We start from the raw sequence: 22741 nt of genomic DNA on the forward strand, positions 1-22741 counted from the left end.
TCATTAACCAGCACCGCATCATCTCTTACACGAGCTCCACATGAGCGTAGCCGACTACTTCACCTCGATGGATTACGGACCTGCACCGGAAGACGACAGCGCCGCGCGCGCCTGGCTGGATCAACACGCGGCCGGCTTTGGTCATTTCATCGACGGCGCCTTTCGCGCGCCTCTGGCCGGTGACCAATTCGACTCGCTGGAACCCGCGACTGGACGCGTAATCGCGAGCATCGCTCAGGGCGATCAAGCTGATGTTGACGCAGCGGTTGATGCCGCGCATCTTGCGCTGCCCGCGTGGCAGGCGCTGGGCGGCGCGGGCCGCGCACGGCATCTGTATGCGCTGTCGCGCATGGTGCAACGGCACGCGCGCTTATTTTCTGTGCTCGAATCGATGGATAACGGCAAGCCGATCCGCGAGTCGCGCGACATCGATATCCCTCTTGTGGCAAGGCACTTTCTGCATCACGCAGGTTGGGCACAATTGCAGGACCGCGAGTTCGCCGACTGGGCGCCGCTTGGGGTTATCGGCCAGATCGTGCCCTGGAATTTTCCGCTGCTGATGCTCTCATGGAAGATCGCACCGGCACTCGCGCTGGGTAATTGCGTGGTGCTGAAGCCGGCCGAATACACGCCTCTCACGGCGTTATTGTTCGCTGAACTGGCAGCGCGTGCAGGCTTGCCCGCAGGCGTGCTGAACGTGGTCACCGGCGACGGCCGCACCGGTGCTGCGCTAGTCGAACATCCGCGAGTGGCGAAGATTGCGTTCACCGGATCGACAGAAGTGGGTCGGCAGATTCGCGTGGCGACCGCAGGCTCGGGCAAGTCGCTCACGCTTGAACTCGGCGGCAAGTCACCGTTCATCGTATTCGATGACGCCGATCTCGACAGCGCCGTGGAAGGTGTCGTCGATGCAATCTGGTTCAACCAGGGCCAGGTCTGCTGCGCCGGTTCGCGGCTGCTGGTGCAGGAAGGTGTAGAGAAGCGCTTCATCGATAAATTGAAACGTCGCATGGATACGCTGCGGGTCGGGCCGTCGCTCGATAAAGGCATCGATCTGGGCGCGATTGTTGATACGGTGCAGTTCGAACGCATTCGCATGCTGGTCGAGCGCGGTGTGCAGGAAGGCTGCGAGATTCATCAGCCCAAAGGGCTTCGGATGCCCGAGCAAGGCGCGTTCTATCCGCCTACGTTGGTGACGAACGTCGCGCCCGCGTCCACGCTCGCACAAGAGGAAATCTTCGGGCCGGTGCTGGTGACAATGAGCTTTCGCACGCCTGACGAAGCGGTCGCGCTGGCGAATCATTCACGTTATGGACTGGCCGCGAGCGTGTGGAGCGAGACCATCGGCCGCGCGCTGGATATAGCGCCGCGCCTGCAATGCGGCGTGGTCTGGATCAACGCGACCAATCTCTTTGATGCCGGTGTCGGCTTCGGCGGGTATCGCGAATCAGGCTTCGGGCGTGAGGGCGGACGCGAGGGGATTTACGAGTATCTGAAGCCGCGTGCGTGGACTAAGCTGGCCGTTCGCTCCGCGCCTGGCGAGCGAGTTGCGCAGCCTTCCGCTTTTGAAGGCGACACGAATAACGTCAGCGCGCTCGACCGGACCGCGAAGCTGTTTATCGGCGGCAAGCAGGTTCGGCCGGACAGCGGTTACTCGCGGCTTGTGCATGCGCCGTCGGGGGCGATCGTCGGAGAAGTGGGCGAGGGTAATCGCAAGGACATTCGTAACGCTGTAGCCGCTGCGCGCAACGCTGAAAAGTGGTCGCAAGCCAGCACGCATAACCGTGCCCAGGTGCTGTATTACCTTGCGGAAAACCTGTCGGCACGCGCAGACGAATTCGCGAGGCAACTGGTGGCGCGGACCGGCGTTTCGGCCGCCGATGCCGAGCGTGAAGTCGAAGCATCGATCACGCGTTTGTTCACCTACGGCGCGTGGGCCGACAAGTTCGATGGCGCGGTGCATTCGCCGCCGCTAAGAGGCGTTGCGCTGGCGATGCACGAACCGCTCGGCGTGATCGGCGTGGTGTGCCCGGACGAAGCGCCGTTGCTGGGCCTCGTCTCGCTGATCGCACCGGCGCTTGCGCTGGGTAATCGCGTGGTCGCCGTGCCGAGCGAAACGTGTCCGCTGATGGCGACCGATTTTTATCAGGTCGTCGAGACGTCGGATGTGCCGGCGGGTGCGTTGAACATTGTCACCGGTGAGCGTCGGGCGCTGGCGTCGACCCTGGCGAAACACGACGATGTCGACGCGTTGTGGTGCTTCGGCGGTGCGGATTTATCGACGGTGACTGAGCGCGAATCGGTGGGCAACCTGAAGCGCACGTTCGTTGATTATGGCCGCGTGTTCGACTGGTTCGATGCCGCAAGCGAAGGCCTGCCGTTCCTGCGGCAAGCCGTGCAAGTGAAGAACATCTGGATCCCGTACGGAGATTGAACATCAGAAGCACGGGTTCAAAATAGAATCATGAGCGATGACCTCGCAACACAGCGAGGCACGCTCAACATGAAGGAGACGCAATGCTGAAGAACCTCGATCCGCTGCTGAACGCCGACGTCCTGCACGCGCTGTGCGCAATGGGACACGGCGACGAAGTCGTGATCTGCGACGCCAATTTTCCCGCAGATTCCGTCGCGCGCCAAACGGTGCTTGGCCATGTGCTTCGGCTCGACGGCGCGAATGCGCCGCGTGCGATTCGCGCGGTGTTGTCGGTGTTGCCGCTCGATAGTTTCGTCGATCATCCGGCCGAGCGCATGGAAGTCGTCGGCGACGCCAACGCGCTTCCCGCCGTGCAGCGCGAAGCACAAACCGAAGTGGATGCCGCCGAAGGGCGCGCGACGCCCTTTGCTTCCATCGAACGGTTTGCGTTTTATGAACGCGCCAAACAAGCGTATTGCGTGATCGCGACCGGCGAAGCACGCGGCTATGGTTGCTTCATCTTCAAGAAGGGCGTGAACCTCGCGCCCGATGCACCGGCTGTCGCTTCGGATTCGGAGAGCACGCGATGAACCGCAGCGTCGTCATCCTCGGCATCTACGTGACGGATCTCACGTTCCGCGCCGAGCGCATGCCGCTGCTTGGCGAGACCATCGCCGGATCGGCGTTTGCGATGGGACCCGGCGGCAAGGGGTCGAACCAGGCCGTGGCCGCAGCGCGCGCCGGTGCCGACGTGATCTTCTGCACGCGCCTCGGCGCCGATGCATTCGGCGACATTGCACGCTCGACGTGGGCCGCGGAAGGCATCACAGCGCGGGCGATAACAACCGACGGCGTGGCGACCGGCGCGGCGCATATCTTTGTTGACGACGCCACGGGCGGCAACGCGATCATCGTCGCGGCGGGTGCGGCCGGACGCTTGTGCCCTGAAGACGTCGAAGCGATAGAAGCCGATATTGCGACCGCCGCCGTGTTCGTCACGCAGCTTGAACAACCGATCCCTGCCGCGCGGCGCGGCCTTGAACTCGCGCGTCGCCACGGCGTGACGACCGTGTTCAATCCGGCGCCCGCGTTGCCGCTCGACGACGACATCTTCCCGCTCTGCGACTACATCACCCCGAACGAAACCGAAGCGACCGCGCTGACGGGTATCACGGTGGCTTCCGTCGACGATGCCCGCCGTGCCGCCGATGTCCTGCTCGCAAAGGGCGTGCGCGCCGTGATCGTGACGCTGGGTGAAGCGGGTGCGTTGCTGCATACGCCGGAACAATCGGTACTGGTGCCAGCCTTCAATTGCGGTCGCGTGGTCGAGACCGCAGGCGCGGGCGATGGCTTCACCGGCGGCTTTGCCGCGGCGCTTGCACGCGGTGAAAGTCCGTTGAACGCCGTGCGTTTTGGCTGTGCGCTGGCGAGTTTGTCGGTTACGCGCCCCGGCACCGCACCGTCGATGCCGAAGCTTGCTGAGATCGAAGCAGTGCTGGGCGTTCCTGTGCAATCCGGCAGCGTGTCGGCTAACCATTCCTGAATGGAGGAGCACTCGATGAACACATCGAAATGGCTCGCCGACCGGCAACTGAACTTCCTGGTCGCGGTGAACTTGCTGGTCGTGTTGGTCGCGACCGCGTTATCGCATGGCCAGTTCGTCGATATCGACAACCTCCAGTCCATGGGCAGTCAGTTGCCCGAACTGGGCTTGCTCGCGCTCGGCATCATGCTCTCGATGGTGTCGGGTAACGGTGGTATCGACTTGTCGGGCGTTGCGCTGGCGAACCTCTCGGGCATGGTCGCCGCGCAGTTGCTGCCGATGCTCGTTTCCGCCGATAACTCGCCCTCGCTCTACACCGCCGTGTTCTGCGTGATTACGGTCACGCTTGGCGCTATCGGCGGCTTGATGAACGGCGTGATCATCGCGCGATTGAAACTCACACCGATCCTCTGCACGCTCGGTACGTCGCTGCTGTTTACTGGCATCGCCGTGGTATTGAGCAACGGTGCGTCGGTGCGGGTGGAATACGTCGATGCCCTCTCCGACATCGGCAACGGCACCTTCCTGCAAGTGCCTATCTCGTTGTGGATTTTCGTCGTAACGGTGTTGCTGCTCGGTTGGGTGTTGAAGCGCACGCCCTTCGGTTTGCGGCTCTACCTGATGGGCACGAATCCGAAAGCCGCGTTTTACGCCGGCATTCCGCGTGACCGCATGTTGATCCTGACCTACGGCATGTGCGGCGTGCTCGCGTCGCTTGCCGGGCTCATCAGTGCATCGCATACGTCGAGCGCAAAGTGGGATTACGGCAACTCGTACTTGCTGATCGCGATCCTGATCGCCGTGATGGGCGGCGTGAATCCGGCGGGCGGTTACGGCCGGATCGTCTGTGTTTTCCTGGCCGCGACCGTGCTCCAGTTCTTGTCGAGCCTGTTCAATCTGATGGGCATATCGCAGTTTTTCGGCGACTGCGCGTGGGGCTTTCTGCTGCTTGCGTCGCTTGCGCTGGCGGGTGGAGAACGCGTGCGTGCGATCTTCGGCCTGGGCGGTGCCGCGCCCGTTTCGAAGGTACCGAAACCGCCAGCGGCATGACCGGATAAAACAAGCTTCCCTCGGTTTCAAAACTTCATCTCATGTGCAGCACATACAAACCATAACGGAGACAACGCATGAAACTCAATCGAATCGCCATCGCGCTTACCGCTGTCACGCTTGCGGCCGGAGCCATTGCTGTCGCGCAGGCCGCGACCGACGAAACCATCGTCACGGTGGTCAAGGTCACGGGTATCAACTGGTTCAACCGGATGGACGAGGGCGTGAAGGAATTCGCCAAGGACAACCCGGGCGTGAACGCGTATCAGACCGGGCCGGGGCAGGCGGATGCTGCGCAACAACTGAAGATCATCGAAGACTTGATCGCGAAGAAAGTCACGGCGATTGCGGTCGTTCCCTACGATCCGCCAACCCTCGAGCCGGCGCTCAAGAAAGCGATGGATCGTGGCATCAAGGTCGTCACGCATGAAGCGGATAACGAGAAGAACACGATGGTCGACATCGAAGCGTTCGACAACACCGCGTATGGTGCGGGCCTGAACGAAAGGCTTGCGAAGTGCATGGGCGACCAGGGCAAATGGGCGGTACTGGTCGGCTCGCTCGGCAGCCGTTCGCAGGTTCAGTGGGCGGATGGCGGTATCGGCAATGCGAAGCAGAAGTATCCGAAGATGGATCTGGTCGAACCGAAACTCGAAACCAATAACGATGGCGAACGTGCCTACCAGGTCGCGAAGGAAGTGCTGCGCAAGCACCCGGACCTGACTGGCTTCCAAGGGTCGTCGTCGCTGGACGTGATCGGCATTGGGCGTGCAGTGGAAGAGGCCGGCAAGATTGGCAAGATCTGTGTGTACGGCACGGGCCTGCCGACGGAAGCCGGCAAGTTCCTGGAGAGCGGCGCTATCAACGGCATTGCGTTCTGGGACCCGAAGCTCGCCGGTATCGCAATGAACAAGATTGCGAAAATGCTGATCGATGGCAAGACGGTGGAGAACGGTACGGACCTGGGTCTGGTTGGTTATAACAAGGTCACGGTCACCAAGGGTCCGGGCAAGGGCATCATCGTGCGCGGCACCGGCTGGGTGGACGTCGACAAGACCAACTACAAGCAGTATCCGTTCTGATTGTCTTCGAGGAAGCAATAAAGCGCGCACGGCTGCCGTGCGCGCTGTCTTCAGGAAGTTGAAAGGGTAGAAGGTTCAATGATGAGTACAGCGCCGCTTCTCGAAGTCGTCGATATCCACAAGCGCTTTACCGGCGTGTATGCGCTGCGTGGCGTGAGCCTTTCGTTCCAGCGTGGGCAGATTTATCACCTGCTCGGCGAGAACGGCTGCGGCAAGAGCACGCTGATCAAGATCATCTCCGGCGCGCAGCCACCCGATCAGGGCGAGCTTGTGATCGAAGGCGTAAGGCACTCGCGGCTTGCGCCGCTGGAGGCGTTGTCGGCGGGTATCGAGACCGTGTATCAGGACCTTTCTTTGCTGCCCAACATGAGTGTTGCAGAGAACGTGGCGTTGACGTCCGAACTCGCCGCGCACGCGGGGCGGCTTACGCGGACTTTCGATCGCCGTGCGCTGGCCAAGACAGCGGCGCGTGCGTTGGAAGCGGTGGGCTTACCCGGCGATGCTGATTTTCAAGCGACGCTGGTCGAGCAGTTGCCACTGGCGACGCGGCAACTCGTGGCTATCGCGCGGGCGATAGCGAGCGCGGCGAAGTTCGTCATCATGGATGAGCCGACCACGTCGCTCACGCAAAAGGAAGTCGATAACCTGATCGCTGTGCTGGCGAAGCTGCGTGCCGACGGCGTAGCCGTGCTGTTCGTGAGTCACAAGCTGGATGAGTGTTACGCGATAGGTGGTGAAGTGATCGTGCTGCGCGATGGCCAGAAGATGGCGCAAGGGCCGATCGAGAATTACACGAAGGCGCAGATTGGCGAGTTGATGACAGGCAAGCAGTTATCGAACGAGCGATATCGGCAGGCTGAAGTCATGGATGGCCACGACATCGTGCTCGATGTGAAGGCGTTATCGCGGTCGCGTCAGTTCGCCGATGTCACGTTCTCGCTGCATCGCGGAGAGATTCTTGGCGTGACCGGTTTGCTCGACTCGGGGCGCAACGAATTGGCGCGGGCATTGGCGGGTGTTGCGCCTGCGGATAGCGGAACGGTGACGCTGGATGGTTCTATCGTGCGGCTTAAAACGCCGTCCGATGCAAAGTGGCAACGCATAGGCTATGTGCCGGAAGACCGCTTGAATGAAGGGCTTTTCCTCGATAAATCCATTCGCGACAACGTCATCACCGCGATGATTTCGAGTTTGCGCGACCGCTTTGGACAGGTTGACCGGAAGCGCGCACGCGAGCTTGCCGAGCGCACCGTGAAGGAGTTGCAGATCGCGACGCCTGACGTCGATAAACCGGTTCAGTCGCTTTCCGGAGGAAACCAGCAACGCGTGTTGATCGGCCGATGGCTGGCCATTGACCCACGCGTGTTGATCCTGCACGGCCCGACGGTGGGTGTGGATGTGGGATCGAAGGACATCATTTACCGCATCATGCAGCGCTTGGCGGAGCAGGGCATCGGCATCATTTTGATCAGCGATGACCTGCCCGAGTTGCTGCAGAACTGCGACCGAATCCTGATGATGAAGAAGGGGCGTGTCTCGAACGAATATCGTGCGGGGCAATTGACTGAAGCCGATCTTTACCACGCTTTACTTTCAGAGGCAGCATGAGCGAGTCACTTCATCGCGTTGCTCAGACATCGCAAGGCGCTTCCGCGCTGAGTCCGGCATTGGCCGAGGTTGCGCCGCAGGTGCGGCGGCCCAGTTTGATTGGGCGGCTGGTGCGCAATCCAGAGTGGTTCACGGTCGCGCTGATTCTTGTGACGTGCCTGGTGGTGGGCACGTTGAATCCGCGTTTCTTCCAGTTCGCGACGCTCTTCGATTTGCTGCATTCGGGGACGACCGTGTCGTTGTTTGCGCTGGGGACGCTGGTCGTGCTGGCGTCGGGTGGTATCGATGTGTCGTTTACAGCCATTGCTGCTTTTACGATGTATTCGATCACCAAGGCCGTGTTTGCCTGGTGGCCCGATGCGCCGTTTTTTGTGATTCTGGTTTGCGGCGCGGTGGGCGGCGTGTTGCTTGGGTTGATCAATGGCGTGCTGGTGCATCGGCTGAAAGCGCCTTCGTTGATCGTGACTATTGGCACGCAGTATTTGTATCGTGGGTTGCTGCTGACGTTCGTGGGTACGCAGTTTTTCATGAATATCCCGCATAGCATGGATAGCTTCGGGCAGTTGCCGCTGTTTTTCTATCACACGAACGATGGGCTTCGGGCGGTGTTGCCGGTCTCGGTCATTGCGCTGTTTATTGCTGCGGGCGTGACGTGGTGGTTGCTCAACCGGACGATGATGGGACGCGGTGTGTATGCCATGGGCGGCAGTTTGCCGATTGCCGAGCGGCTTGGTTATAACCTGCGGGCTATTCACTTGTTTGTTTTTGGTTACACCGGGATGCTGGCGGGGATTGCGGGGATATTGCATGTATCGACGAACCGGCTGGCGAATCCGTTTGATCTGGTGGGGACTGAGCTGGACGTGATTGCGGCGGTGATTCTTGGCGGCGCCAGGATTACCGGTGGGACGGGGACGGTGGTGGGGACGTTGCTCGGTGTGGTGCTGGTTACGTTGATCAATAGCGTCTTGATCTTGATTGGCGTGCCGAGTACCTGGCAGAAGGTGATTATTGGGGCGTTTATTCTGGTGGCGGGGACGCTGTTCGCGTTGGGGAGGCGGGCGGCGTAGGGGGGTGAATTCGCTTACGGGCGGTTGTTGATTGAACCGCCCGGCAAATTTGCCGGGTGGTGTTGGTTTCTAGAAATCGCCGGCCCTCCAAAGGGTTGTTCGCAATTCACCGCTTTACTGCGAGCGATGCACGTTCCGCCCTTCGTCACCGCCTCCGGAGCTTACGTCCGGACTTCGTGTTCAATAGCGCGCTCAATGAGTTGATTGAGACTGATCCCTTCGGCCGCAGCCGTTTCAACCGCGCGAGCGTGAAGCTCAGGATCGATGCGTGCATTGAATCTGCCGGAGAAGTGGCGGACAGGATCGATACCATTCTCTTTGCAGACATCGAGGAACGCAGCCAAGGACTTGGCGCCTTCGGCCTTGAGCGTGGGAATGTCGCTGGCGTAGAAGTCCGCGCCCCCGTTCAAACCGAGAAATTCACCGCGCAGCATGTCGGTATCAGGGTCATAAGTGACAACCGCGCGATAGTTGTCGATGCTCAGGATATTCATGGTTTTACTCCGTTCGTTTCCAGCCACTTGCGCACGCTGGCGATAGCACCTTTATCGGTGGTAGGCCGTGGATGCGGGCGATGGTAGACCTGAACCTGATCGAATAACACAACCGCGATACGCGAGCCCTCGCGGTCAGTGATAGTTGCGCCAAGTTCAACGAAAAGCGCTTCGATATCGGCCCAACGCACGTTGCCCGATATGGGGCGGGCAAAAATCAGCTTAAGGGTCTTAGTGTGCGCTCGTTTCATTTCGACTATAGTACCACATAGTACTATAAAATGGTACTACACAAAGAATGTGGCAGATAAAATTTGAGGCACGGCCTTCAGCGGTTTTTTAGTTCGCTTTCAACACGCGGTAGGTGAACTTTTAAAGCGCGTCCAATCGATTGGGCATGCACTAAAACATCCTATTCACTTCCTCACCTCCATCCCCTTCTCCGTAATCAACGAATCAAACTGATCCAGCTGAGAAAACCGCACCGCCTTGACCTTCCCCAACTTGCTGGCATCGACTACAAGATGCCTTTCAACCGCGCTCTCCATCGCCGCCTGCTTGATCGCGACTTCGTGAAAGTTCCAGCACGTCACGCCACGCGTCTGATCCACCCCGCCAGCCGAGATAAACGCCTTGTTAATCCCCATCCGCCGTAACGTCTCGATACTTTCATCGCTGGAAAACGAATCCGATGAAGGCGCATAAACGCCGCCCAATAAAATCATTCGCACGTTGGTCTTGCGTCGCAAAATCTCGGCCACGTTCAGCGAATAACACAGCACGGTTAAATGCATGTCGGCCGGAATGAGCCGCGCCAACGTGGTCAGCGTTGTCCCGCAATCGATGAAAATGGTCTCGTTGTCCGCAAGCAACCGCGCAGCCACCGCCGATGCCTCCGCCTTGGCCTGCGCAAAATGATCCTGCTCTTCGTCAATCGTATAACCCGCGCCGTTCGGCACATCCGAGGCTCGAACGATATAACCGCCAAGGTAAGTGAACGTCCCCGGACTCGACGCGATGTCGCGGCGAACCGTCATCTCCGATACATCGAGCAAGGTCGCCGCATCGCGAAGACGCATCACACTTTGCTCACGCAAAGCATCGGCAAGAACACGCAAGCGATCGCTTTTGGTCATTCGCAGAGGACAGTGGACGCAAGCTGCACGTCGTGGATGTGGTTGTTAGATTTTGTTCGCTAGATGAAATGATTATAACAAGCGACCCCGCGAAAGGTGATCGGGGAAAACGCTTTGCATTTGCAGGGCTGATGAAGCAGGCGGCACGCTCAAGGACCAAACACGACTAGGCGGCGGCGCGTGCCCGGATCAGCGCGGCGGCCGATGCAATCGATGTCTGTTCTATCGCAACTTTGGCGATACCCGGCAGCGCGTCTTCCGCGAGTTGCGTCAGCGTACTCCCCGGCGGCATTTCAACGAGCACGCGTGCGCCGAGTTCGCTCAGCACGATAGTGGAGTCGTGCCAGCGAACGGGATATCGGAGATTCGTCGCGAGGTCGGTACGGATAGCGTCAGCCTGGCGCAAAGGCCGTGCGCCGCGATTGCTGATATAGGGAATCGTCGGCGCGCGGAACGCGATCTTGCCCGCGGCTTCGGTGAGTTCGCGCGCGGCATCGTCGAGGAGCACGCAGTGGGACGGCACGCTGACCGCCAACCGCTCGGCCTTGCGCGCGCCGGCTTCCAGTGCGCGTTTAGAAACGTAGTCGAGATCGGCGTCGGCGCCTGCCACCACGATCTGTCGTGGCGCATTCAAATTCGCAATGTAAGCGGCTTGCGTATGGGCATTCGCGATCACGGCGTTCAGTTCGCGCTCGCTTAAGCCGGATACCGCCAACATCCCGTAGCCGTGCGGAAAAGCGCTCTCCATCAATTGCGCGCGCAGGTGAAGTAGCTGCAAGGCATCGCTGAAAGATAGAGCATTGCACGCAACCGCAGCGCCATACGCCCCCACCGATAAACCCGCCACCGCATCCGCCACGACGCCTTCATCCTGCAACGCTCGCACAGTCGCGACGCCCGCAACAAGCAAGCTGAGTTGCACGGCGACGGTTGAACTCAAAGCATCGGCGTGATCGAGCGAGAGCACGTCTATATGCAGTACGTCGGACGCTTCTTCGATGGTTTCAGCAAAACGCGCGTGCGGCGTCGTGCCTCCAAGCGTGCGCAAAAAGCCCGCGAATTGCGAGCCTTGGCCAGGGAAAAGGAACGCGATCATGCCGCTTGACTCGTCTGCCACGGATCGGCGACGAGTTTCGGGCCATCGGCGCAACGCAGCATCACGCGTGCGCCAGGATGCGCGTATTCGGCCAGCGAGAACGCGCCGTCGCGCGTCTGGATTTGCATATCAACGCGTGTGCCGTGGTCGAGTGCGGCTTGGGAGAGGGTATCGAATAATAGCTTCGCTGCGGTGCGATCGAGTCGATCTGGCGCGCGCAGCAGCAGGTCAAGATCACTCGTTTGCGTGACCGTTGGATATCCGCTTGCGAGTTCAAAGCCGACGCTGCCAGTAGGTCCCCACGTGCAGCCGGTTGCATCGCAGAGTGGGGCGACCGCTTGCAGCAATGCAAACGCGGGCAACTTTGCACGCGTCGTTGAGGGCTTTGAGTTTGCGAGAAGCGTTTCGGGTTCCAGGGCCTGTTCAACATAACGCGGATCAAGCCATGAGCCGAAACGTTCGCTGCGGATCGTGCCGCGAATACCGACCGCGATCAACGCATTCACTGACACCGCCCGTCGAACCACCACGAACGGTGCTCGCTTCAGCGATGCTGCCACCCACGCCGGGGCATCGGAAAAATCAGGCGTACCCGGCGGGAGCCGCAACAGGTCATGTGGACTCACGACGCGTCCCATTGCTCCGCCATGCGTTTGCGGACTTCTATTGACGCCGCGCGAATCCGCTTGGCATCCGCCGACTGCAACCGCGATGAGAGATCACGCGGACCTTTGCGCGCATCGTCAATGGCAGCGATCAACGACCCACGCACGCGCTCGATATCTTCGTGCCCGGGGGTATCCGCATTGATTCCGGCGATAAGCTCATGCAGCAGCCCAAGCTTCGCGTAAGCGCTTATCTTGTACGACATCGGCAACACGCGGTCACCGAGTTCATCGAGTCCTTCAACGCTGCGGCGCGTGACCCGCGCGGCCGCTTCCTTGCCCATTGCATGCACGGCGATACCGTCCGCGTCCAGCGCGACGATCCGGTTCGCCTGATAACCATGCGCGAGGAACGCACCGGACATCGCCGGGCCGACAATCAACGCGATCACAGGATGACCGGCGAGCCGTGCGCTTGCATACGCATCGACGCCGGCGGCGCATGCGAGATGCACGCCAAGCAGTTCTTCGCGGCGCCCATAAGCCTGGCTCTTCACATCGACGATAGCCACGATCGGGCGCTTCACCGAAGCATCGCGGTCCGCTTCCATCGCGTTACGCACGGCGCGCGCGAGCAGCCAGCCTTGTTCGAGGCCGACCACGTTATCGGTTGCACGCGGAAAGCGGTTATGCGGATCGGGAACGACGGTGATGAAACGCGCGCTTGTGTCGCCAAGCGGTGCGTCGGCGCTGCGGATCGGGCCTTCGTTGCCTTCGTTGCCTTCATTGCCCGAAGCCGAGCGCTCGTTCGACGCGTTCGACGTCAGGGCGTCGAACCAGATTTGCCCACGTGATGCGCTCATCAAACCTCTCCTTGCCAAAGCGTCCGCAACACAGCGGGATCGATTGCCGATGGGTCCACGCGCGCAAGCCGTTCAAGTTGTGCATCGACCTGTTCTGTTCGATGGCTCGCCGGCACACCGCTTGCGAACGCGCCGAGCACGGCGTCGCGAACCTGATCGGTATCGTCTTCCACGAGGGTATCGACCAGGCCCACGGCCGCGCGTTGCTCGCCGCCGATCATCGACCAGATGAGGCGCCGGTCGTGTGAATCGAGTTCTTCCACTCCCGCTTCCTGTTCGATGACTTCAGGCCCGTTCATCCCGAGCCGTGCCTGCCGCGTCATGATCAACCGCGTGCACAACGCCGCTGCCAGCGACATCCCGCCGAAGCAGCCGACCATGCCGCCGATCACGCCGACCACCGGCACATGCCGCCGCAATGCGACGATTCCCGCGTGAATCTCCGCGATCACCGCGAGACCGAGATTCGCTTCCTGCAGCCTGACGCCACCCGTTTCGAACAGGATCACTGGCAGGATCTTGCGGCCTGCTTCGAACTCGCGCACGGCCATTTCGAGCGCCGCCGCGATCTTCGTACCCGACACCTCGCCGATGCTGCCGCCTTGAAACGCAGGCTCGATCGCTGCGATGACCGCCGCTTCGCCGCCAAGCGTACCGCGTGCAATGACCGCGCCGTCATCGGCCTGACAGACCACATTCTGCATGGCGAGCCACGGCGACTCGAGCCGGTCGAACGGCCCGATCAACTCGCGGAAGGTGCCGGCGTCGAGCAGTGCACGGGCACGTTCACGCGCGGTCAGTTCGATAAAACTATGCCGGGCGATGAAGGTTTCGTGAACGCTCATGATGCGTCTCCTTCGCTCGCTTCCACCGCTTCGGCGAGCCGCAGCATGACAACGCCGGGCGTTGCGCCGAAGTCATTGAGTTCGAGGCGCGCGGCGCCGTCGTAGCGCGAGAAGAAACGGTCGAGCACGCTTTTCCACACGTGTTCATAACCGTCCACGCTCGTGCGGATCACGACTTCCGCATGTTGACTCTCCGACGGCGACAGCAGGATCTCCAGGTCGCCCGAGCCGACCACGCCCACATGCGCGCGTTGCGGCACGGGGCGGGTGGCGGGATATTCGTAGCGCAAGTTTTCCATGGCGTATTCTCCGCGTCAGCCGACGCGCGGCAGGGTATCGAGGAAGAGGGTGGCAGCCAGCAAATCCGCCGCGCCTCCGGGAGATGCGTTCAATTCGGTTAGACGTTGGTCGAGGCGGGCGAGCGCGGCGCGGCCTTGCGGTTGTGCTGCGCCGCCTGCTTGCAGTGCGTCGCGGGCGCCTCTTTGCGCGACCTCAAGCGCGACCTGGCCGCCGCGATGCAGCAGGCAGGTATCGTCGAGCGTCGCGATGATGGCAAGCAGTGCATCGAGCCTCGCTTCATCTTCGGTTGCGCCGTTCTGACGCGATCGATTCAGCGCGGGCAAGCCGACATCGAGCACGTGCGGAAAACCTTCCGCAGCCTGACCGCGTGCGCCGGCCACGCCGAAGCGCTGGACCACACGCGCTCCGTTGCTCAGCGCAGTGGGCGCTGGCGCGAAACGGTCCTCGAAGCGAGCAATGACTGCCGCTTGCGCGCAAAGTTCGAAGGGCTCTCCCAAAGGGCTCATTGCTGCGGCTGCGCATAACAAGCCGACAATCCAGATCGCCCCGCGATGCGCATTGCTGCCATTTGTTGCGCGCAGCATCGCCGCTTCACCTTCACGTCCAATACGCGCAAGTTGTTCGCGCAGCCGTTGCGAAGGTTCTTGATCAACGGCCGCGCGAGCCAGCGCGAGAAAAGTCGGCCGCAACGAGCGCGCCGAACGCAGCATGGTGTCGAGATCGAGATCACGATGCGCGCCGCTGCCACGCCGGTCCACGAGCGCGGGTTTCGGCGTGAGGCACGCCTCATCGATCAACGCGGCGACTGCCAGATCCGCGAGGGCCGACGGAGCGCAGGCAACGTCGATGAATACGGGTTGAGTGCAGGCCATCGCGTTTCACCAGCTACGGAATTGTGCCGGCGGCTGGTACAGCCCGCCCGACCACGCGACCAGATCGTCGATACTCCGTGCCGCCAGCAACGAGCGCTTCGCTTCGCCGCGCCGGATGCCGAGGTCTTCCGGGTACGCAACAATGCCACGCCGCCGCAATTCCGCCGTCTTGGCGGGGTCGGCGCGCATGCCGATGGGTGTAACCCCCGCCACGGCGCGCAATGCCGCGCGGCGCTCTTCCACGCCTTCGGCCGCGTGCAAATACGCGATCCCTTCTTCGGTCACGACATGGCTAACGTCGTCACCGTAGATCATGACCGGGGCTATGGGCATGTTGCTTTGCTTGCCGACGGCGATTGCATCGAGGGCATCGACAATAGTCGGCTCACCGCCCTTCTTGAAGGTCTCGGCGGTTTGCACGACGAGCTTGTGCCCGCGCCCGATATCGCTGTTCGGCCCATCTTTTTTCATCAGCGATAACCACGCCGCGCTCGAATGGCGGCGCCCGCGCGGATCGTGTCCCATGTTCGGTGCACCGCCGAATCCGGCAAGGCGGCCGAGCGTGACAGTCGATGAATTCGCGTCGGCATCCATCTGCAGCGTCGAGCCTATAAAAAGATCCACGCCATATTGACCCGCAAGCTGGCACAACACGCGGTTTGATCGCAGACTGCCGTCGCGGCCGGTGAAAAACACATCCGAGCGCGCTTCGATGTAATCCTCCATGCCCACTTCGCTGCCGAAGCAATGCACGCTTTCCACCCAGCCGCTCTCGATGGCGGGGATCAGCGTGGGGTGCGGATTGAGCGCCCAGTGCGTGCAGATCTTGCCCTTCAGCCCATGCGCTGCGCCATAGGTCGGCAGCAGCAATTCGATCGCGGCGGTGTCGAAGCCAATGCCGTGGTTCAGCGCGGTTACGCCATAACGTTCGTAGATGCCGCGTATGGTCATCATTGCCATGAGGATCTGCAACTCGCCGATATGACGTGGATCGCGCGTGAACAGCGGTTCGACGGCAAACGGCCGGTCGGCCTGCACGACGACATCGACCCACGAGCCGGGGATATCGACGCGCGGCAGTTCATCGACGATCTCGTTCACCTGCGCCACCACGATGCCATGACGGAACGCGGTCGCCTCCACAATGGTCGGCGTGTCCTCGGTGTTCGGGCCCGTATACAAATTGCCGTGGCGATCGGCCTGCACCGCGCAGACCAGCGCGACTTGCGGCGTCAGGTCGATGAACATGCGCGCATACAGTTCTATATACGTATAGATCGCGCCAATCTCGAGCTGCCCGTCTTCGAGCAACTGCGCGACGCGCAGGCTCTGCGGCCCTGCAAACGAGAAGTCCACTTTGCGCGCAATGCCGCGTTCGAACAGCGTCAGATGCTCGGGCCGGCTGATGCTGGAAATCAGCAGATGAACGTCATGCACGCGCGCCGGATCAAGCTTCGCGAATGCGCGCGAAAGAAAGTCGGCCTGCTTCTGGTTGTTGCCTTCCAGCGCGACGCGATCACCAGATTGAATCAGTGTTTCCAGGGCGTCGACAATGCGTTCAGCCTTGAGCACACCGTTGTCGAGCCAGCCTTCGATAGCCTTCAGGCGCCGGGCCTTTTCCAGCGCACGCGTGTTCCACTGGCGTGGTGCTGGGGTGGTGTCGGCTTGTGCGGGAGGATTCATGCGGTGGCCTCGTATTGAGCAGGATCAGCGGAACGAAATCAGCGCTCAGGCTGACCGCGCAGTGGAAGGACGGCGACGCTTCTTTGGCTGCGTGGCCTGAGCCTGCACTTGAGCGTCGTGGAGAAAACGATAAACCAGTTCGCCGGTCGCGAGCAGATGGCGTGCGACCAGCGTTTGTGCCGCTTCGATATCGCGGGCATGCAGCGCGTCAAGAATGGCTTCGTGCTCGGCGTCGGACTGTCCCTTGAACGTGGGCATGCCGAACTTGAGCCGCAGATAACGCTCGCCCCGCCGATGCATCGTACCAATCAACTCCATCAAATGGGGGCGCTCAGCGGGCGCGTACAGGCTCATGTGGAACTGCTCATTACGTACTACATACAGCGCCTGATCCTGTTCGCTGGCGGCGGCCTCAAGCAATCGGCGCGCCTCGGCCAGTGTTGCGTCTGTATGGCGCTCGATCGCAATGCCGATCGCCAGACTTTCCAGCGACGCGCGGATCTCATAGATCTCGCGGGCCTCATCGGGCGATTGCAGGCTGACCGACGCACCACGGTTCTGTTCAATGGTGACCCAGCCCTCGGTGTCCAGCTGCCTGAACGCCTCGCGCACAGGAATGGCGCTGACGGAGAACTGCCTGGCAATAGCGTCCTGACGCAACGGTTCGCCCGGCAGAAGCGTGCCTTCCACGATAGCCGAGCGCAACGCGTCCGCTATATAACGCGACGTGCTCTGGCGTGGCTCGAATTGCGCCTCGCGAAAAAGGGGATTCAGCTCGTTTTTCATGCTTTTTTCTACCGAAGCTAGGTACAAGTGCGGAGTGGTCAACAGCTCATTTTCAAATATTATATATGAAAATGCACTTTTGGGGCCTGAAAAGCAGACCCGGTGCTCAAGCGCAGACGTCCGGACTCGCAAACAGAGCGCGTCGTTCATATCAGACTCATTCAGGTTTACACCTACCAGGAAGACAGTCATGCCAAGCACGCTGGAACGTTCGATAGGCGCCAACCGGCGCATCCGTACGCCACTGAACCGGACACAGATCGTAGGCTTCTGGGGTGCCTGGGCCGGATGGACGCTCGATGGCATGGACTCCTTCATCTATGCGTTGGTGCTGGCGCCTGCGCTGACTGAACTGCTGCCGAAGTCCGGCTATGCAGCCACGCCCGCGAATGTCGGGCTGGCAGGCTCCATCCTGTTCGCGCTGTTCCTTGTGGGTTGGGGGCTGTCGTTCATCTGGGGGCCACTCGCTGACCGCTTTGGACGCACCAAGGTGCTTGCCGCCACTATTTTCACCTTCGCGATCTTTACCGGACTCGCGGCGACTTCACATACCGTCTGGGAGCTGGGTATCTATCGTTTTCTTGCGGGCGTGGGTATTGGCGGGGAGTGGGCGCTGGCCGGGACCTATGTGGCGGAAGCGTGGCCGGAGGATCGCCGCAAGATGGGCGCGGGGTATCTCCAGACGGGGTATTACGCGGGCTTCTTCATGGCTGCCGCACTTAACTATACGATCGGCGCGACCTTCGGCTGGCGCGCGATGTTCCTTGTCGGTATCGTGCCGGTGGTGGTGTCCATTGTGGTGTTGCTGCGCGTGAAGGAAACCGACAAGTGGCAGAAGGTCGAGGCAACCGTGGTCAAGAAGGCGGGTTCGCTGCGATCGATTTTCTCGGCGCAATATCGGCAGCGCACCATCGTTGCGACTGTGTTGCTGACTGTTGCGATTATTGGACTGTGGGCGGGCGCGGTGTATGAACCGTCGGCGGTTATTCAGCTTGCGACCAAAGCTGGAATGACGAAGGCGGATGCATCCCGGACTGCGTCGATTGCGACGGGTTTGTTGTCCATCGGAACGATCATCGGCTGTCTCGCGTTGCCGCCAATGGCTGAACGTATTGGGCGCAAACTCACGCTTGCTGTGTACTTCGTGGGTATGGCGGTGTCGATCGCACTGGCGTTTGGTTGGGCGTTTTATCTCGAGAATGGACTCGTGCCGTTCATCGCGCTGTTGGTCGTGCTTGGTTTTTTTGGTGGTAATTTCGCGTTGTTCAGTCTGTGGCTGCCGGAGCAGTTCGAGACTCGCGTTCGAGCGACGGCGTTTGCGTTCTGCACTTCGATAGGGCGCTTCTTCGGGGCCATTGTGAATTTTGGGATCGGCGCGATGGTGTTGCACATGAAGACGCTCGGCATGCCTATTGCGCTGACCGCTATCGCGTTTGTGATCGGGTTGGCGGTGATTCCGTTCGCGCCGGAAACGAAGGGGCAGGATTTACCAGGTTAGGGGCGCTCGCGCTGGTGGACGGGGAGGGGATGTTGGTCGGGGGTGGTGGTTTGGGGGGTAGTGGTCGGGGTCTATGCCGGGTTGCTGCTTTCGGCGTTAGTGGTCAGGGGTCTATGCCGGGTTGCTGCTTTCGGCCGTGGTGGTCTGCGAGAGTCGGATATTCTCTTTATCACTATTAGCCACTGTGCGTGGCGGCACGTCATTTCTTTGTCCAAAGCGACAAAGAAACGAAGCAAAGAAAGCGCTTTCAACCGCGCTACCCTAAGTGTCCACAGCGTGCAGTTTCTATTCATAGGTGCCCCAAAAGCACGGTGCTCGCCAGAGCCACGGATGTGTGAAACCCTCCTTCTCCGAACACCGATACCCACACGCTTCGCCACCAGTGATTGAACCTGCCCAAGGAGCACCCCGCGCTATCCGCGGACAACCTCCCTCCAAATGTGTACGCGCCTCGAACCACGTCGCCAACCCTGCTGGAAATGAGGTCGCGAAGATGCGGGCGGCCGTAACCGACGAAAATAGCTGTACAGAACGCGCAGCCAATTCACAAAAACTGAAGCAGTAACCACAAACACGCATGAAGCTGTGGCCTATGAATACGGTCGCACAGACCCGGTAGCTAACCTGTCAAAAAACCGCAGCCGTAAATACCCGTAAGGCCGTGCGGGTTCCTTAGCAATTGTGCTTGCCCGAGAGCGTACGGGGCGAAGCGTGTTCGTGTCAGGATTCGCGAGAAGGAGGGGTTCACACATCCGTCGCTCTGGCGAGCACCGTGCTTTTGGGGCACCTATGAATCAAAACTGCACGCTGTGGACACTTAGGGTAGCGTGGTTTAAAAGCGTTTTCTTTGCTTCGTTTCTTTGTCGCTTTGGACAAAGAAATGACGTGCCGCCACGCACAGTGGCTAATAGTGATAAAGAGAAAATCCGACTCTCGCAGACCACTAACACTGAAAGCACCAACCCGGCATTGACCCTCGACCACTAACACTGAAAGCACCAACCCAGCATAGACCCCGACCACTAACACTGAAAGCACCAACCCGACATTTCCCCAGGCAGTTCGATTCTTCGGCAGCGCAGGCTTGATGATGACGAAGAGCGGGATGAGCAGGCAGACGGTGCATCCATATCGCAACGCCAGCAAGGTTAGCTGCGGTGCATATCCGACTGCCATCTTCGCTATCGGGAATCCTCCCGACCAGAGCAGCACAAAAGCCATCTTGGCGGCGGAAGTCTTAATGCTTGCACGGCGTCGAAACATCGGCTTGCAGCATTGTTGCTGACTCGAGTGTTCTGCTATCCCGCGTAGCGTTTTCTTTTCTTATCGGTGCTTCAAGCGCCCGCCGAAGCAGGCGTCTGGTCGGGAAGGCAAATTTCCAAATGCCTGGCGCAGGCGCAAGCGACGCGAAACCCGCGATGTTTCCGTCGTCGCCCGCATGTTGCCGGCGGCGCAGAGGCGCACCATTGCCGCCGACCGTCAAAAGATAGCGGTTAACCGTGCTGCTGCTGGTTGCCTCCACCGCCGTGGCCGCCTTGCCCCCCACCGCCGTGGCCACCACCATTGTTCCCTCCGCCGCCATGACTCGGCGGTGGTCCCTGAGGGCGCCCACCGCCGCCGGGCTGCCCTGGAGGGCGGCCGCCAGCGCCATGACCGGGCGGTGGTCCGGGAGGACGCCCACCTGCACCTTGACCCGGCGGTGGTCCGGGAGGACGTCCACCCGCACCTTGACCCGGTGGTGGTCCAGGAGGACGACCGCCGCCATGACCGGGCTGCGGTCCCGGCGGAGGACGTCCGCCATAACCCGGCGGGCGGCCGGGACCGCGCCCAGGAGGCGGATGATTCGCCCAGCGTGATTGCTGGTTATACCAAGGGCGGCCGCGATAATAACTGCCCCAGTACGAACCGATGGAAAACGTCACAATAGGCAAACCGATCGTGGTTCCGTAAGTCAGGATCGGTACATTGCCACCCTGATACGGATAGCTGAGACGCCCCGCGTAGACCCAGCCGCGCAAGTTGGGCACCACCACGTCGCACCAGGTGTAGCCACTGACGCAACCCATGACCGTGACGGGCACGCCGCCCGGCAATTGAGTCACGATCGGATAGTCGCTCGCCGGCCCGGCGCGCATGTTGACCGGGCTATTCGTGTACGCCTGCTGCTGCGCGAACGTCACGCCCGGCATCGCCAGTAACCCCGCAAATCCAATACAACCCCATTGAAGCAATTGTTTTCGCATGTGGCCTCTCATCGTTGGAGTGCGACTTCCGATGCTTATCGGGAACCGTCCCCTTAATAGCAGTATTCGATCCCGACATCCCGAAAGCCGGACGGATTAAGCAAGTATGGAGTTCACTCTTCATGGCGTCTATGCGGGTGAAACCTCCCGAAACAGAAATTTGGATAAACTTGAATCCGTCCCTGATGATCCGCAGCGCTTGGGGTCCGCCCAAGCATCGCCGCGGCGAATCCACCGTTGACGCAGAATGGCGACAACACCTGACATGAGGATTACGAGGATCGCGGCGCTCCCGCCCGAGATGGAGACGCTCGAAGCGGCGTCATGGTCGCAACCAACATCAACCAGGGACACCGCATGCTTGTTGGAATACGCGAGGCCACGGTCGAAGACGCGCAGGCTATCGCCACGATTCACGTGGACTCATGGCAGGCGGCTTATCGGGGAATCCTGCCCGAGGCCTACCTGGCGAATCTGGCCGTGGCGCAACGAAGCGAGGCATGGCGTAAGTCGATCATCGCCGGAAGGCCCCGGGTGCTGATCGCTCACGCCGATGCCGATGCCGACGAAGCGATTCTCGGCTGGGTTGCATTCGGGGACTCACGGGACGGGGACAAGGATCATCGCTGGGCCGAAGTGGAGACGCTTTACATCGCGCCGGCTTTCTGGCGCAAAGGCGTCGGCAAGCGATTGATCGATGCTGCACGGCACGCGCTGCAATCCGCGGGATATACCGATGTCGCCCTGTGGGTCTTGCTGGACAATCGTCGCGCGCGCGCCTTCTATAAACGAAGCGGCTTTGTCTGCGATAACTCGAGCAGAGGCGTTCAACTCGGCGGCAAGTGGCTGACCGAGCTTCGATACTGTTGCGCGCTCGGCGGGACCTGAGTAACTGCTAACCGCTTCATCGCAGGGCGAGCGCGGGCGGCAGTTCCCTGACAAACAGGAAAACAGCGTGGCACGCGATAGCTGTCGCTCAAGCAAGCCCCTTCTCCGCGAGACGTTGGTAAAAAAGCAGATCAAGTTCCGGCGCTCGTCCCGCTATACCGGTCAGCAGCGCATGCACCTGGCCACGGTGATGCGTCTGGTGATTGAACCAATGCGCGAGTGCAGGCGCGAGAGGTTGCGTGATCGCGTCCGGCGTGGAGACGCGCCGGTACGTGATCGTGCCTTCCAGCGAAGCATCATCAAGCCCTGTTACGTGCCGCACGATCCGTGCATCCTCCCTCTCACGCGCATGGCGCAGCGACTCAAGTTCCTCGAAGAGGATCGCGTCGAGCCTGTCAGGTGAATTCCCCTCGCCGGTGAAACGAAACATCCATACGCGGTCGGTCACGAGCAAGTGATTGAGCGTCCCGTGTACCGATCTGAAAAACGCGCCCCGGTCCGCTCGATAATCGGCGTCGCTGAGGAGCGCGGCGGCATCGAAGAGTCGTGTGTTCGCCCAGGCGTTGTAGCGCGCGAATGTGTCGAAGTGCTGTTTGAACAGGCTCTGCATGTCGTCCTCCTTGCGGCTTTAAATCGTTCGTCCTGCATGGATATTAATATTGA

General features: G+C 60.7%; 23 protein-coding genes. 9 read left to right on the forward strand and 14 right to left on the reverse strand.

Annotated features, from left to right (window positions below; translation table 11 throughout):
* The first annotated feature begins 40 nt into the window (after positions 1 to 40).
* The 7 genes from ACSQ8V_RS31645 (at position 41) to ACSQ8V_RS31675 (ending at position 8769) form a co-directional block, all read left to right on the forward strand.
* Positions 41 to 2434 (forward strand): aldehyde dehydrogenase family protein, encoded by a 2394-nt coding sequence (locus ACSQ8V_RS31645; RefSeq protein ID WP_436208427.1) that lies wholly within the window; start codon positions 41 to 43, stop codon positions 2432 to 2434.
* Positions 2435 to 2517: 83 nt separating this feature from the next.
* Positions 2518 to 3006, forward strand: a complete 489-nt coding sequence (locus tag ACSQ8V_RS31650) for an RbsD/FucU family protein (RefSeq protein ID WP_436208428.1) — start codon at positions 2518 to 2520, stop codon at positions 3004 to 3006.
* A complete protein-coding gene (gene rbsK, locus ACSQ8V_RS31655) occupies positions 3003 to 3959 on the forward strand; it encodes a ribokinase (protein WP_436208429.1) in 957 nt (318 codons plus the stop codon). Before ACSQ8V_RS31650 ends, rbsK begins: the two co-directional genes overlap by 4 nt.
* Positions 3960 to 3974: 15 nt before the next feature.
* Positions 3975 to 5009: an ABC transporter permease gene (locus ACSQ8V_RS31660; RefSeq protein ID WP_436185661.1), complete on the forward strand. Its 1035-nt coding sequence runs from the start codon at positions 3975 to 3977 to the stop codon at positions 5007 to 5009.
* A gap of 77 nt (positions 5010 to 5086) precedes the next feature.
* Positions 5087 to 6091 carry an autoinducer 2 ABC transporter substrate-binding protein gene (locus ACSQ8V_RS31665; RefSeq protein ID WP_213767497.1) on the forward strand — a complete coding sequence of 335 codons (1005 nt, stop codon included), beginning with the start codon at positions 5087 to 5089 and terminating at the stop codon, positions 6089 to 6091.
* Positions 6092 to 6169: 78 nt separating this feature from the next.
* The gene (locus tag ACSQ8V_RS31670; protein WP_436185662.1) at positions 6170 to 7699 is read left to right on the forward strand and encodes a sugar ABC transporter ATP-binding protein; all 1530 of its coding nucleotides are present in this window, start codon (positions 6170 to 6172) and stop codon (positions 7697 to 7699) included.
* Entirely contained in the window at positions 7696 to 8769 is a 1074-nt protein-coding gene (locus ACSQ8V_RS31675; protein WP_436208430.1) for an ABC transporter permease, read from the forward strand. The genes ACSQ8V_RS31670 and ACSQ8V_RS31675 overlap by 4 nt, the downstream gene beginning before the upstream one ends.
* A gap of 161 nt (positions 8770 to 8930) precedes the next feature.
* Here ACSQ8V_RS31675 and ACSQ8V_RS31680 read toward each other — a convergent pair whose 3' ends face one another.
* The 11 genes from ACSQ8V_RS31680 to ACSQ8V_RS31730 form a co-directional block, all read right to left on the reverse strand.
* Positions 8931 to 9263: a type II toxin-antitoxin system HicB family antitoxin gene (locus tag ACSQ8V_RS31680; protein WP_436208431.1), complete on the reverse strand. Its 333-nt coding sequence runs from the start codon at positions 9261 to 9263 to the stop codon at positions 8931 to 8933.
* Positions 9260 to 9514: a type II toxin-antitoxin system HicA family toxin gene (locus ACSQ8V_RS31685; protein ID WP_436208432.1), complete on the reverse strand. Its 255-nt coding sequence runs from the start codon at positions 9512 to 9514 to the stop codon at positions 9260 to 9262. Before ACSQ8V_RS31685 ends, ACSQ8V_RS31680 begins: the two co-directional genes overlap by 4 nt.
* Before the next feature lie 165 nt (positions 9515 to 9679).
* Positions 9680 to 10399 (reverse strand): DeoR family transcriptional regulator, encoded by a 720-nt coding sequence (locus ACSQ8V_RS31690; RefSeq protein ID WP_213768352.1) that lies wholly within the window; start codon positions 10397 to 10399, stop codon positions 9680 to 9682.
* A 166-nt stretch (positions 10400 to 10565) separates the two neighbouring features.
* Complete coding sequence (gene mdcH, locus ACSQ8V_RS31695) at positions 10566 to 11495, reverse strand: malonate decarboxylase subunit epsilon (RefSeq protein WP_436208433.1); 930 nt, start codon at positions 11493 to 11495, stop codon at positions 10566 to 10568.
* Positions 11492 to 12133 (reverse strand): malonate decarboxylase holo-ACP synthase, encoded by a 642-nt coding sequence (locus ACSQ8V_RS31700; protein WP_436208434.1) that lies wholly within the window; start codon positions 12131 to 12133, stop codon positions 11492 to 11494. Before ACSQ8V_RS31700 ends, mdcH begins: the two co-directional genes overlap by 4 nt.
* Positions 12118 to 12963, reverse strand: coding sequence for a biotin-independent malonate decarboxylase subunit gamma (mdcE, locus tag ACSQ8V_RS31705; RefSeq protein ID WP_436208435.1), 846 nt, complete (start codon positions 12961 to 12963; stop codon positions 12118 to 12120). The genes ACSQ8V_RS31700 and mdcE overlap by 16 nt, the downstream gene beginning before the upstream one ends.
* Positions 12963 to 13808, reverse strand: a complete 846-nt coding sequence (locus ACSQ8V_RS31710) for a biotin-independent malonate decarboxylase subunit beta (protein ID WP_436208436.1) — start codon at positions 13806 to 13808, stop codon at positions 12963 to 12965. Before ACSQ8V_RS31710 ends, mdcE begins: the two co-directional genes overlap by 1 nt.
* A complete protein-coding gene (locus tag ACSQ8V_RS31715) occupies positions 13805 to 14107 on the reverse strand; it encodes a malonate decarboxylase subunit delta (RefSeq protein WP_062086412.1) in 303 nt (100 codons plus the stop codon). Before ACSQ8V_RS31715 ends, ACSQ8V_RS31710 begins: the two co-directional genes overlap by 4 nt.
* 15 nt (positions 14108 to 14122) lie before the next feature.
* Complete coding sequence (locus tag ACSQ8V_RS31720; protein WP_436208437.1) at positions 14123 to 14980, reverse strand: triphosphoribosyl-dephospho-CoA synthase; 858 nt, start codon at positions 14978 to 14980, stop codon at positions 14123 to 14125.
* Between the two features lie 6 nt (positions 14981 to 14986).
* Positions 14987 to 16663 (reverse strand): malonate decarboxylase subunit alpha, encoded by a 1677-nt coding sequence (gene mdcA / locus ACSQ8V_RS31725; RefSeq protein WP_436208438.1) that lies wholly within the window; start codon positions 16661 to 16663, stop codon positions 14987 to 14989.
* A 45-nt stretch (positions 16664 to 16708) separates the two neighbouring features.
* Entirely contained in the window at positions 16709 to 17449 is a 741-nt protein-coding gene (locus tag ACSQ8V_RS31730) for a GntR family transcriptional regulator (protein WP_213768360.1), read from the reverse strand.
* Positions 17450 to 17639: 190 nt separating this feature from the next.
* Here ACSQ8V_RS31730 and ACSQ8V_RS31735 point away from each other — a divergent pair, with 190 nt between their 5' ends.
* Positions 17640 to 18947, forward strand: coding sequence for an MFS transporter (locus ACSQ8V_RS31735; RefSeq protein WP_213768361.1), 1308 nt, complete (start codon positions 17640 to 17642; stop codon positions 18945 to 18947).
* A gap of 744 nt (positions 18948 to 19691) precedes the next feature.
* On the opposite strand, the gene ACSQ8V_RS31740 is transcribed toward ACSQ8V_RS31735, so the two are convergent.
* Positions 19692 to 20168, reverse strand: coding sequence for an EamA family transporter (locus ACSQ8V_RS31740; RefSeq protein ID WP_436208439.1), 477 nt, complete (start codon positions 20166 to 20168; stop codon positions 19692 to 19694).
* A gap of 272 nt (positions 20169 to 20440) precedes the next feature.
* A complete protein-coding gene (locus tag ACSQ8V_RS31745) occupies positions 20441 to 21190 on the reverse strand; it encodes an SH3 domain-containing protein (RefSeq protein ID WP_436185672.1) in 750 nt (249 codons plus the stop codon).
* A 324-nt stretch (positions 21191 to 21514) separates the two neighbouring features.
* Here ACSQ8V_RS31745 and ACSQ8V_RS31750 point away from each other — a divergent pair, with 324 nt between their 5' ends.
* The gene (locus ACSQ8V_RS31750; protein WP_436185673.1) at positions 21515 to 22078 is read left to right on the forward strand and encodes an N-acetyltransferase family protein; all 564 of its coding nucleotides are present in this window, start codon (positions 21515 to 21517) and stop codon (positions 22076 to 22078) included.
* An 88-nt stretch (positions 22079 to 22166) separates the two neighbouring features.
* On the opposite strand, the gene ACSQ8V_RS31755 is transcribed toward ACSQ8V_RS31750, so the two are convergent.
* The gene (locus tag ACSQ8V_RS31755) at positions 22167 to 22688 is read right to left on the reverse strand and encodes a DinB family protein (RefSeq protein ID WP_213768364.1); all 522 of its coding nucleotides are present in this window, start codon (positions 22686 to 22688) and stop codon (positions 22167 to 22169) included.
* Positions 22689 to 22741 lie beyond the last annotated feature (53 nt).

Source organism: Caballeronia sp. LjRoot31 (assembly GCF_964253885.1).
Classification (GTDB): domain Bacteria; phylum Pseudomonadota; class Gammaproteobacteria; order Burkholderiales; family Burkholderiaceae; genus Caballeronia.